Genomic DNA, 12059 nt, shown 5'->3' on the forward strand with positions numbered 1-12059 from the left:
CGGCTTCGGCGCGGCCCGCGGTTTCGGCGCTGCGGGCTCAGGCGGCAGCAGCTGGTCGCCGCAACGCATGCAGCAGGGCACGCTCTCCGTCGCGCAACCGCTGGCCCCGTACGACACCCTTTTCGGCCGCGCCGCGCCTGCGGCGCCGATGGCGCGACCGTATGGCGACGCGGTGCGCCTGGCCAACGACAACGCCACCGGCGCACCGGCCACGGCACTTGACGCCTTGGCCGCCAGCGGTGCCAACGCCGGCGCCAACGCCGGCGCCGACGGCAGCGCCTACCCGGTGGAGCAGCCGCTCGGCTTCGCGCTCGGCCAGTTGCATGGCATCTATATCCTTGCGCAAAATGCGCACGGGCTGGTGCTTGTCGATATGCATGCGGCGCACGAACGGATTCTTTACGAACAGTTCAAGCAGGCGCTGGTGGAACGGCGCGTGCCGGTGCAGCCGTTATTGATTCCCGTGACATTCTTTGCGGACCCCGTCGAAATCGGCACGGCCGAAGAGCATCAGGAAACGCTCACCGCCCTTGGCTTCGACCTGGCCGCCATGTCGCCGACGACGCTCGCCGTACGGGCGATTCCCGCCTTGCTCGACGGCGCCGACGCGCAGGCGCTCGCGCGTGCCGTGCTCGCGGATCTGCGCCAGTATGGTGGTTCGCGCGTGTTGACGGAGCGTCAGCATGAACTGCTCGGCACACTCGCGTGTCACAGCGCCGTGCGGGCCAATCGCCAGCTCACGCATGTCGAGATGAACGCGCTATTGCGCCAGATGGAGGCGACCGAACGCGCCGACCAGTGCAATCACGGACGTCCGACGTGGTATCAGCTCACGCTCGGCGACCTCGACAAATTGTTCATGCGCGGGCGCTGACTGTTTCATGACGACCATTGCCGCCCCGATCGTCTGCCTGCTCGGCCCCACTGCGTCGGGCAAGACCGCCGCCGCGTTGGCGCTCGCGCAAGACACGCCGCTCGAGATCATCAGCGTCGATTCGGCCCTTGTCTATCGCGAGATGGACATCGGCACCGCGAAGCCCAGCGTGGAAGAACTGGCGAGCGTGCCGCATCATCTGATCGACATCATCGATCCGGCCGATGCCTATTCCGCAGCACAATTCCGTCGCGATACGCTGCGGCTCGTCGGCGAGATCGCCGCGCGCGGCAGGCGTGCGCTGCTGGTCGGCGGCACGATGCTGTACTACAAGGCACTCACGCAGGGCTTGTCGCCGCTGCCGTCGGCAGATCCGGACGTGCGCGCGCGCCTCGACGCCGACGCGGCCCGCGACGGCTGGCCCGCGATGCACGCCCGCCTGGCCAAGGTGGACCCGGTGACGGCCGGGCGTCTTGCCCCCAACGATGCGCAGCGCATCCAGCGGGCGCTTGAGGTCTTCGAGATATCCGGCAAGCCGATGTCGCAATGGATTGCGGAGACTCCTGCCGAGGAAGCCGGCGCACACCGATTCGTGCCGGTGGCGCTCGAGCCGTCGGATCGCGCCGTGCTGCACGCACGGATTGCCGAGCGCTTTGCGCTGATGCTGCGCGCCGGCTTGATCGGGGAAGTCGAGCACTTGCGCGCGCGGGGCGACCTGCACCTCGGCCTGCCGTCGATGCGTTGCGTCGGCTACCGGCAGGTGTGGGAATACCTCGACGGTGACGTCGATTACGACACGATGCGCGACAAGGGCATCTTCGCGACGCGGCAGTTGTGCAAACGGCAATTGACATGGCTGCGTTCGATGCCCGAGCGGCATGTTGTCGATTGCACGGCAGCCGATGCGCCGCAGCGCGCGCAGGATGCCGTACGCGCGATCTGGAACGCCTAGCTGCGCGCCCCGTGATGCTTGCGACGGGCGCTTCCCGTCGTGCCTACTGATGCTCACGCCGGCCGCAAAGGCTCCTCTTGCCTACTGATGCTCGCGCCGGCCGCAACTGCCCGTCTTGCCTATTGATGCTCGCGCCACCCGCAACGGCCCTTCTTGCCTATGGATGCTCGCGCCGGCCGCAGCATTGACCCGCTTTCCGCTCCCGACAGAACACACGTACGCGGAAAGCGGGTCAACGCTCCGGCGAACCGCTCAAGTCGCGTCGACACACTGCCTCACGCCGCCCAATGCTTGCCCCAGTCTGACGCGACAGCCGTCTTCACCCGTCGCTCCACGCGGCATGCCAATTCCCGGACTCGCTCACGAGGGACCGGCGTCGACTCCGATAATCGTCATGCCGTGACACCCCGGCGGTCCACTCAGCCCCGCGGCCTCGGGGCCGCACACCGAACGTGGGTTTCGACGTACCGGCACCGCGCGACGCGCCCCGGTTCGTTGAGCCCCCCGCTTGCCATCGGCGCGCCTGCGTCTCGGATAACGTAAACCACGAGCCGTTCGCGCCCCCCCAAATGGACGGATTGTCTCGTCCGCAACAGAAGCCGGCTCCTCGTGAGTGACCGCGTTATTCGCCAAGCGGAACAGTGCGCGTTGTCTCGCCGTCTGCCGGCACTGACCAGCACTTTGGGAAAGCAGTCTGAGCGATGTTCAGCAGTGTTTACCATGCCCTACTGGTTTCGCGTTTGTGATGCCTGGACATACCCTTCAAGAGGAATCGATGACGTACTGCTTCAAAGAACATGAGTCCGACAAACAGGAGTTGAACAAGAACACGAAGCCGATTTCGGAATGCAAGAATTATTTCACCGAAGAAAACGGGCGCAAAGTCCGGGTTACCGAAGTGCCAGTGCTGACGTGCGCTTGTATATGGCGTGAATATCAGAAGCAAGCCGAGGAAATCGTGGCGCCGGGTGGCAAACTGATTGTTGACCCCATAGCGCGCAATCGCGCCATCAATGCGGCCTATGCAAAGTTGTGGCTGCTTGATGGCCGTTTCCAGTGGGCGGGATTGGCGGCCTTTGCTTCCAAGCAAGTCGGCTGCGGCTTATTACATGCATCGGAATCGATCGAGAAAATGCAGGCCGAGCACGAGGCCTTCGAACGTGTGATGAACACCGCTAAACCGCGTTGGAGCTTTCGGAACTGGTTTCGCATCAGCAAGCTTGACGAACAGGCGGAGCGCGATTACAAGGAGGCTCGCCGCAATAACCCAGTGCCAAGCGCCGACATACGGCGCGCCGGCAAATCACTCTCAGTCGTCCAACGGCAATTCCACCATGTGTATGAAATGCTGGCGATGGGCAATACCACGTTGTTTCTGGATGTGTTCCCATTGCACCAATTCTACTGGAAGCGGGGGCTGAAGGAACTTGAGGCTTGTCTACAGTCGCGCGAGAAGCTCACGGACGACCCGAGGTTTCCTATACTCTGGCCGGCTGGACGGAAACTCAACTTCGGCACTGCTCACGCTGAGATTTTGAAAGCCTTTGAAGCCATCGACAAGTGGCAGACTGCCAAGAGTGTCGAGCATTTGGCTTTCCATGAGCAGCGGAACATCCTTCAACCGACAATGTACGATGACCCGCGATTTGTGGCGCTGCTGCGCAGTAACCATGTATCCTACGTCACAGCCTTTCCTACGGGCGTGGCGGAAGCCATCGAGCTGACGCTGACCAGTCAGTGCAGCCGAGTCGATGACGGGCGCACCATCGGCTTCGGCGACAACCCGATTGCCAACTTGGCCGACATCGACCAGCGCATGCCTTTTGTGCTCAAGGCGGCAGAGCGCTTTGACCATATGTTGAATACGGAACATCGCGCCGCGCTTCAGCAGTCGATCCGGGAGATTTCCCGGGGCTCGCGATGAATTGGCCACGCCGAATCGGTTGGCGGCGCGGCGTGCTGGGCGTTGCCGTTATCGCCATCCTTGCGCTGGCGGCAGTGCGCCTGATTGGCCACATTCAATCGGACGTGCCGGAAATCGCGCTGGTGATTGGTGAGCCTTGGGAGGCCATGCGGCAACGATCGAGCGCGAAGATCGACCCCGCAATTCCCGGTCATGTGTGGGGACGAATACCCAAGATCGATGCACGTCTGCGCTTCATCGACCCAACGTATGGGTTCGTGACGCCACCAGCCCGGTTTTTCTCGGTTGGATTCGATGATGAGCGAGTTAACAACGTGCGCATGTCTCCCCAAATTGAACCGCTGCTGCTCGACGACGCGCTCAAAATCGTGTTGGATTTGGAGGAGCAGTGGCGCAAGGGCGGCTGGCAACTGACGTTTCCCGAAGGTTGGCCGGCCTTCGCCGACACCCCGCAGTGGCGTGCACAAATCCAAGCCTGCAGGGCCAGTACGACATACTGGCAGGCGGAAAGCAAGTACCAGGCGCTACTGACTGTTGCTTGTTTTCAGGACGATAGGCACCCGAACGAAGAGCGCTACCTCATTACGCTTGCGTTGGCCAAACCGTGGCTGAAGTAGCTGCGCGTATTGGATTCGCGAGCGGACATGGGCGAAATCAACCAGCGCATGCGGTTTGTGCCGAAGGCAGCAGATCGCTTTGGTAATATGTCGGATACCGAACATCATGCCGTGGCCATCACGTCGCGTTTCGAAATGCTGCGATATCCGGGAAGTCATCCCAATGATTCGCTCGGACGATTCTGAAAGTCGCGCAAAACAATAGAATTGTCGGCATTTCGCCTTGTACATGCCGTGTGCCGCGCGTAATCTTTCCTTGTCGCGCCCCAAGCGCGACTCGGGTGTGAGAACCCGATACTTCTTTTCGGGGCACACGGCCGCGCATCGGCGCGGTCCGTCGTGCAATGGCCTTGCTCGTCTTTCATGCCATGGGCGGGTCCAAGCTGGGCGACCTTTGGGTCGGCCGTTTTTTCCCGAGAAGAGTACGGTTTCTCACCCCGGCTTGGTGCCCGCCCACCCGTTCGTCATCGGAACGCTATCTCTCACGTCACCCCCACGACAGCGCTGAGCGGGCGCAAACCCACTTTGTTGCATTGGAGGTGTTATGTCTGAAGTTGAGCGTCAACTTTCCACGGAAGACGAAGCGATTGCCCAGTGTCGTCGGGAGCAGGATGAACGTGCGGTTGAACTGCGCAATGTGACTGGCAAGATCGTCGCGCTGTCGATGGTGGGTGGCCAAGGCGGGATCGATTCGCTAGATGAGGAATTCGTGCATGCGTTCTTTGAGCAACTTGAAGAACTCGCGAACACTGCGCATGAGCTTTCGGCGCAAATCTTCGAGCAGCGGAACTACTGCATCTATCGAACGGAGCCTCTTGCCGCGTAACGCCGGCCCACAGGGGCAGCCTTGACCGGATGGCATCTCGTCCGGGCGATTACGGATGCGTTACCGCCCGGATTTTCGCGATAAGGCCGGGATACACAGCGGGTTTCAACGAACCGGAGCGCGGCGCGCGGTGCCGGTATGTCGAAACCCGCGTTCGGTTTACGGCCCCGAGGCCGCGGGGCTGAGTGGACCGCCGGGGTGTCACGGCATGACGATTATCGGAGCCGACGCCGGTCCCTCGTGAGCGGGTCCGGGAATTGGCATGCCGCGTGAAGCGGCTGGTGAAGACGGCGGTAGCGTCAGACTGGGGCAAGCATTGGGTGGCTTGAGGCAGTGTGTCGACGGAACGGTGGCGGTTCGCCGGAGCGTTGGCCCGCTTTCCACGTACGTGTGTTCTGTCGGGAGCGGAAAGCGGGCCAATGCTGCGGCCGGCGCGAGCATCAGTAGGCAAGAAGAACAGTTGCCGCTGGCGCGAGCATCAATAGGCAAGAGAAGCGGCTTAAATCGGCACAAGCATGACTAGGCGCGAGAAGCAAAAACCAACGCACACCGGAAAGCGCGACAAAAAGCCCGCTCGGCGAACCGAAGCGGGCTTTTAGAAACAGAAACGCCAAATAACCTAAAAAAGCGCGACGTTACTTGACGATAGTCTGCGCTTCGCCTTCGGCGCGGGTGCGGATCGTGCCGAGTCGATAGACCGTTTCACCGGCCGCTTCCAGTTGCGCGATCGCGGCGGCGGCGTCGGCTTCCGAGACGATCACCGCCATGCCGATGCCGCAGTTGAACACGCGGTGCATTTCGGCGTCGGCAACATTGCCGTGCTTCTGCAGCCACTGGAACAGCGGCGGCAGCGTCCAGGCGTCCTTCGACAGCTCGGCCGTCAGGTGGTCCTGCAGCACGCGCGGAATGTTTTCGACGATCCCGCCGCCCGTGATGTGGGCCATGCCCTTGACGTTCAGCGATTGCATCAGCGCCAGCAGCGGCTTGACGTAGATGCGCGTCGGTGCCATCAGGACGTCGCGCAGCGGCTGGCCGTGGAAATCCGCGTTCAGGTCCGGCTTGGCGACTTCGATGATCTTGCGCACCAGCGAATAACCGTTCGAGTGCGCGCCCGACGACGCCAGGCCCAGTACGACGTCGCCCGGCACGATGGTGGTGCCGTCGATGATCTTGCTCTTTTCGACAGCGCCGACCGCGAAACCGGCCAGATCGTACTCGCCGTCAGGGTACATGCTCGGCATTTCCGCCGTTTCACCGCCGATCAGCGCGCAGCCAGCCAGCTCGCACCCTTGCGCGATGCCCTTGACAACCGTGGCGGCCGTTTGCACGTCCAGCTTGCCGCAGGCGAAATAATCGAGGAAGAACAACGGCTCGGCGCCTTGCACCAGAATATCGTTCACACTCATGGCGACCAGATCCTGGCCGACCGTGTCGTGCTTGTTCAGCTCGAACGCCAGCTTGAGCTTGGTGCCCACGCCGTCCGTCCCCGACACCAGCACCGGCTCCTTGTACCGCTTGGGCACCTCGAACAGCGCGCCGAAGCCGCCGATACCGCCCAGCACGCCGTCGCGCAGGGTTTTCTTGGCAAACGGCTTGATCGCTTCGACCAGGGCGTCGCCTGCTTCGATATCGACGCCAGCGTCGCGATAGGAAAGACCGGGGGTTTGGTTAGGCTGTGACATGACGGAGGTGCATCGAGGTTCGGTAAAATGCGATTTTACCCGATCCTGACCCGCCCCCCGTCCGGCGTGCACGCAATATTTGCGTAAACAATGGCTGGTGATGGACGTGCCGGCGATTTATTATTCCGCCGCGCGCGTGCAATTCGGCGAGGCCTGGCGTTATCGTCCTTGCGATCGTGTATGGTATCGGCCTGGGGCCGAACCTGACGCCGCGCCGGCTTCGCCCATGTGAATGGCGCATTTTACAAGAACCGAATCGTTTTCGTTCGTGACTCAGCAACTGTTTCTCGACCTCGGCACACCGCCGCCCGCCACGTTCGATAACTTCATCGTCGGCGCGAACCGCGAAGCCATGCAAACGCTGGCCGATCTGCCCGCCGAGCTGGCGGCGGGCACGGCGCGCGACCGCGGCATCTATCTGTGGGGCGAAGCCGGGTCCGGACGCACCCATCTGATGGAGGCGCTGTCCCATGACGTCGGCGCGGCGCGCTATCTGCAGCCGCGCAGCCCACTCGCGGCCTTCACTTTCGACGAATCGGCCTCGGTCTATTGTGTCGACGATTGCGATAATCTCTCGCCCAATCAGCAGATTGCCGCCTTCAACCTGTTCAACGAATGCCGCGCCCGGCCCCATTGTGCTTTTGTCGCAGCCGGCTCGCAGCCACCCGTGGACATGCCGCTGCGCGAAGATTTGCGCACACGGCTCGGCTGGGGCCTCGTGTTCCACCTGACCGGGCTCGACGACGACGGCAAGAAGCAGGCGCTGCAAAACGCCGCGCGCGAGCGCGGCCTGCAGCTCGCCGCGGACGTGCCGGCCTACCTGCTGACCCACTTCCAGCGCGACATGTCGAGCCTCATGGCGCTGCTCGACCGCCTCGACCGGTTTTCGATGGAGCAGAAGCGGGCCGTGACGTTGCCGCTGCTGCGTCAGATGCTTTCACACACCGACGCGCCCCCCGCGGACGGGAAAAGCGCCTGATGCCCGTGCTTCGGGTAAAATTCACGCAATGACCAATCTCGCTCTCTTCGATCTCGACCATACCCTGCTGCCCACGGACAGCGACAAGGAATGGGGCCGCTTCCTCGTGCGCACGGGCGCCGTCGACGGCGACGCCTACGGCCGCGCCAATGAAGCGTTCTACCAGGATTACCGCGCCGGCCGCCTCGACATGCCAGCGTACCTGCGATTCTGCCTGGCGCCGCTGGCCCAGTACCCGCGCGACCAACTCGACGCGTGGCACGCGAATTACATGAAAGAGGTCATCGAACCGGCGATTCGTCCCGAAGCGGTGGCATTGCTCGACAAACATCGCGCCGCGGGCGACCTGTGCTGCATCGTCACCGCCACGAATACCTTCGTGACGGCCCCGATCGCACGCGCCCTGGGCGTCGAGCATCTGGTCGGCACCCGGCCGGCGACCGCCGGCGGCCATCCCGACGGCCGCTACACCGGCGATTACGTCGGTACCCCGAGCTTCCGAGAAGGCAAGATCGCGTGCACCGAAGCGTGGCTCGCCTCGCTTGGCAAGACATGGAGCGACTTCCCCCATTCGTTCTTCTATAGCGATTCGGCCAACGACGTGCCGTTGATGGAGCGGGTCACCCACCCGGTGGCGACCAATCCCGACGAAACCCTGCGCGACATTGCGCTCGCACGCCGATGGCCCATTCTTGAACTGTTCCAGTGATCCGCAAACTCATAAAAAAACTGCTGGGCAAGGAAAGCGGCGCCACGCGCGCCGCCGCGCCCGAGGGCACGCCCGTCATCATCGAGCAATCGGTGCACAACATCGATCCCGCCTTGCTGTCGAAGAACGCAGTGCGCGTCACCGATACGCTTCAGCAGGCCGGTTTCAAGGCGTTCATTGTCGGCGGCGCCGTACGCGACCTGCTGCTCGGTGTCCAGCCCAAGGATTTCGACGTCGCGACGAGCGCCACGCCTGAAGAGGTCCAGCGCCTGTTCCGCCGCGCGCGCATCATCGGCCGGCGTTTCCAGATCGTCCATGTGCAGTTCGGCGCCGAGATTATCGAAGTCTCGACCTTTCGCGCGCTCGTCGACGCCGACGAGAGTGAACAGATCGGCGCCCGACGCCCCAAGCGCGGGGAACTCGATCGCAAGACGCACGTCACTGACGAATCCGGCCGCGTGCTGCGCGACAACGTCTGGGGTGAGCAGGATGAAGACGCGGCACGCCGCGATTTCACGGTCAACGCCATGTATTACGACCCGGCGGCCCAGACCGTCCACGATTACCACCACGGCTGGGAAGATATTCAGGCGCGTGTAATGCGCATGATCGGCGACCCCGCCACGCGTTACCGCGAAGACCCGGTACGCATGCTGCGGGTGGTGCGTTTCGCTGCGAAGCTCGGTTTTTCGATCGACGAAGCCACGCGTGCGCCGATCGTGCCGCTCGCGCCGCTGATCGACAACGTGCCGGCCGCGCGTCTGTTCGACGAAATGCTCAAGCTGCTGCTGTCGGGCCACGCCTGGGCGTGTGTGCAGCAATTGCGTCAGCAGGGCCTGCACCATGGCCTGCTGCCGCTGCTCGACGTGGTGCTGGAACAACCGCTGGGCGAGAAGTTCGTGATGTTGGCCCTGGCCAACACCGACAACCGCATCCGCGCCGGCAAGCCGGTGTCGCCGGGCTTCCTGTTCGCGGCGCTGCTGTGGCACCTGGTGGTGGAAAAATGGCAGGCCTATCAAACGGCAGGCGAATATCCGATTCCCGCGCTGCATCTGGCGATGGACGACGTCCTCGATGCACAAACCGGCAAACTGGCCATCCAGCGCCGCTTTGTGTCGGACATGAAGGAAATCTGGGGGCTGCAGTCGCGCCTGGACAAGCGTGTGGGCCGCACGCCGCTGCGCCTGCTGGAACACCCGCGCTTTCGCGCCGGCTACGACTTCCTGCTCCTGCGCTGCGAATCGGGCGAAGTGCCGCACGAGACCGGCCAATGGTGGACGGATTTTATCGATGGCGACCCGGACGCGCGCGAAGCGCTGCTCTCGCAAAGCACTGCCGCGCCGGCCGCGAAGCGCCGCCGCCGCACCCGCCGCAAGCCGGCGGGCGCCCGTGGCGAGGCCGGGGCAGGCAATGCGGCGAGCGAGAACGGCGGCAAGCAGGTATCATCGCCAAAGCAAGGTTCTGAAGGTGCTTCATGACGGTTGCCTATATCGGGCTCGGCGCCAATCTCGGCGACGCCCGCCAATCCCTGAAGGATGCCATTGTCTGCCTCGCGCAGCATGCCGGCATCACCATTACCGGGCGCTCCGAGCTCTATCGTAGCGCCCCCGTCGACGCCTCCGGCGACGACTACCTGAATTGCGCGGTCGCGCTCGACACCACGCTGAGCGCGCGCCAACTGCTCGCGCTGTGCCTGTCGATCGAGCAGCATTTCGGCCGCGAGCGTTCGTACAAGAACGCCCCGCGCACGCTCGACCTCGATTTGCTGCTCTACGGCGAAGCGTGTATCGATGAACCCGATCTGGTCGTGCCCCATCCGCGCCTGGCCGGTCGTGCCTTTGTCCTGCTGCCGCTTGCCGACCTGCGCGCCGATCTCGAGATCCCCGGCATCGGCCGCGTGGCCGACCTGCTGCCCGGCGTCGCCGATCAACGCATCGAGCGCATGGCGTCGTGCTGCTGCCCGACCAAACGCAACGGCGCCTCATGAAATCCCCGGCGCTGACCCGATTCGCCGGCCGTTATCGCTACATTGCCGTCGAAGGCCCGATTGGCGTCGGAAAGACCTCGCTCGTGCGTCGCCTGGCCGATGAAACCGGCGCCGATGTGATGCTCGAGTCCCCCGGCACCAATCCGTTCCTCGAACGTTTCTACCGCGACAGCGCCCGCTACGCGCTCGCCACGCAGCTGTCGTTCTGCCTGCAGCGGGTCGACGAGGCGCGCGAGATCGCACGGCGCGACCCGAACGCCAGGCCGCTGATCGCCGACTTCCTGCCCGAAAAAGACGCCCTCTTCGCCAAGCTCACGCTCGCCGACGACGAACTCGCGCTTTATCACGCGCTCGCCGCGCACGTGGACCGCCCCGCGCACACCCCCGATCTCGTGATTCACTTGCAAGCCACGCCGGAGACGTTGTTCTCGCGCATCCAGAAGCGTGCGATCCCGATGGAGCAGCAGATCTCCGACGCGTACCTGCGCGCCCTGTGCGACATCTATGGCGAATTCTTCTATCATTATGTTGCGGCCCCGGTAATCACCGTCGACACCGAACATCTCGATCCCGCACACAACGCACACGATTTCGATTTGCTGCTCGAGCGCATCGACCAGATGCGCGGGCGCAAGGAAGTCTTCGTCAAGGGCGCGCGGCAATAACAGAGACAGGACATGAGCTATCTGCAAGAATCCAATCGCCGTGCCGTGACCGTTCCCGGCCTGGCAGACATGCGCGCACGCGGTGAAAAGATCGCGATGCTGACGTGTTATGACGCAAGCTTCGCAGCGCTGCTCGATCAGATGGGGGTCGACGTGCTGCTGATCGGCGATTCGCTCGGCAATGTGCTGCAAGGGCATCGCACCACGCTGCCGGTGACACTGCGCGACATTGTGTATCACACCGAATGCGTGGCCCGCGTCACGCAATCTGCGCTGATCGTCTCGGACATGCCTTTCGGCACCTACGGCACACCCGAACAGGCCTATCACAATGCGGTCGAGTTGATGCGCGCCGGCGCGCAGATGGTCAAGCTCGAAGGCGGCGCGTGGCTCGCGCCGACCGTGCGTTTCCTGGTCGAGCGCAGCATTCCGGTATGCGCGCACCTGGGCCTCACCCCCCAATCGGTGCACGCCTTCGGCGGCTTCAAGGTGCAGGGCCGCGAAGAAGCGGCCGGCCGTCAACTGTTTGACGACGCGCGCGCTATGCAGGACGCCGGCGCGCAGTTGCTCGTGCTCGAAGCGATTCCCGCAGCGCTTGCGGCGCAAGTCACGCCCGCGCTGTCCACGCCGACGATCGGCATCGGCGCCGGGCCGGACTGCGCCGGACAAGTGCTCGTGCTGCACGACATGCTCGGGGTCTATCCCGGCAAGCGGCCGCGCTTCGTGCAGAATTTCATGGAAGGTCAGCCGAGCATCGCAGCCGCGATCGAAGCGTACGTCCACGCTGTCAAACAGGGCACATTCCCCGCGCCGGAACACTGCTTCTGACGCATGAAGGCATCGG

13 protein-coding genes are annotated in these 12059 nt (G+C 63.5%); 12 read left to right on the plus strand and 1 reads right to left on the minus strand.

The features are described from left to right. The 6 genes from PTE30175_RS25080 to PTE30175_RS25100 all read left to right on the plus strand — a co-directional run. Window positions 1-874, plus strand: an 874-nt coding sequence (locus PTE30175_RS25080) for a DNA mismatch repair MutL family protein (RefSeq protein ID WP_476703893.1), incomplete at its 5' end; no start/stop codon positions are given. Window positions 875-881: 7 nt separating this feature from the next. After that, window positions 882-1826 (plus strand): tRNA (adenosine(37)-N6)-dimethylallyltransferase MiaA, encoded by a 945-nt coding sequence (gene miaA / locus PTE30175_RS25085; protein WP_150699791.1) that lies wholly within the window; start codon window positions 882-884, stop codon window positions 1824-1826. Window positions 1827-2601: 775 nt separating this feature from the next. Further along, on the plus strand, window positions 2602-3750 hold the full coding sequence (locus tag PTE30175_RS25090; protein ID WP_150699792.1) for a DUF2515 family protein: 1149 nt from the start codon (window positions 2602-2604) through the stop codon (window positions 3748-3750). 32 nt (window positions 3751-3782) lie between these two features. Continuing rightward, window positions 3783-4367, plus strand: coding sequence for a flagellar biosynthesis sigma factor (locus tag PTE30175_RS25095; RefSeq protein WP_224788967.1), 585 nt, complete (start codon window positions 3783-3785; stop codon window positions 4365-4367). Window positions 4368-4394: 27 nt separating this feature from the next. Continuing rightward, complete coding sequence (locus PTE30175_RS28365; RefSeq protein WP_191629208.1) at window positions 4395-4553, plus strand: hypothetical protein; 159 nt, start codon at window positions 4395-4397, stop codon at window positions 4551-4553. Between the two features lie 358 nt (window positions 4554-4911). Next, window positions 4912-5193: a hypothetical protein gene (locus PTE30175_RS25100; protein ID WP_150699794.1), complete on the plus strand. Its 282-nt coding sequence runs from the start codon at window positions 4912-4914 to the stop codon at window positions 5191-5193. A 635-nt stretch (window positions 5194-5828) separates the two neighbouring features. On the opposite strand, the gene purM is transcribed toward PTE30175_RS25100, so the two are convergent. Further along, window positions 5829-6875, minus strand: coding sequence for a phosphoribosylformylglycinamidine cyclo-ligase (gene purM, locus PTE30175_RS25105; RefSeq protein ID WP_150699795.1), 1047 nt, complete (start codon window positions 6873-6875; stop codon window positions 5829-5831). A gap of 268 nt (window positions 6876-7143) precedes the next feature. On the opposite strand from purM, the gene hda reads away from it, so the two are divergent. Genes hda through panB form a run of 6 tightly spaced genes read left to right on the plus strand, consistent with a single transcriptional unit; the run spans window position 7144 to window position 12043 of the window. Next, on the plus strand, window positions 7144-7854 hold the full coding sequence (gene hda / locus PTE30175_RS25110) for a DnaA regulatory inactivator Hda (RefSeq protein WP_150699796.1): 711 nt from the start codon (window positions 7144-7146) through the stop codon (window positions 7852-7854). 28 nt (window positions 7855-7882) lie between these two features. Beyond that, window positions 7883-8563: a histidinol-phosphatase gene (locus tag PTE30175_RS25115; RefSeq protein ID WP_150699797.1), complete on the plus strand. Its 681-nt coding sequence runs from the start codon at window positions 7883-7885 to the stop codon at window positions 8561-8563. Next, window positions 8560-10041 carry a polynucleotide adenylyltransferase PcnB gene (gene pcnB, locus PTE30175_RS25120; protein ID WP_150699798.1) on the plus strand — a complete coding sequence of 494 codons (1482 nt, stop codon included), beginning with the start codon at window positions 8560-8562 and terminating at the stop codon, window positions 10039-10041. The genes PTE30175_RS25115 and pcnB overlap by 4 nt, the downstream gene beginning before the upstream one ends. Continuing rightward, window positions 10038-10550, plus strand: a complete 513-nt coding sequence (gene folK, locus PTE30175_RS25125) for a 2-amino-4-hydroxy-6-hydroxymethyldihydropteridine diphosphokinase (RefSeq protein WP_150699799.1) — start codon at window positions 10038-10040, stop codon at window positions 10548-10550. Before pcnB ends, folK begins: the two co-directional genes overlap by 4 nt. After that, window positions 10547-11215, plus strand: coding sequence for a deoxynucleoside kinase (locus tag PTE30175_RS25130; RefSeq protein WP_150699800.1), 669 nt, complete (start codon window positions 10547-10549; stop codon window positions 11213-11215). The genes folK and PTE30175_RS25130 overlap by 4 nt, the downstream gene beginning before the upstream one ends. A gap of 12 nt (window positions 11216-11227) precedes the next feature. Next, a complete protein-coding gene (gene panB / locus PTE30175_RS25135) occupies window positions 11228-12043 on the plus strand; it encodes a 3-methyl-2-oxobutanoate hydroxymethyltransferase (RefSeq protein WP_150699801.1) in 816 nt (271 codons plus the stop codon). Window positions 12044-12059 lie beyond the last annotated feature (16 nt).

Origin of the sequence: Pandoraea terrae, assembly GCF_902459695.1 — a bacterium.
GTDB classification, from domain to species: Bacteria; Pseudomonadota; Gammaproteobacteria; order Burkholderiales; family Burkholderiaceae; genus Pandoraea; species Pandoraea terrae.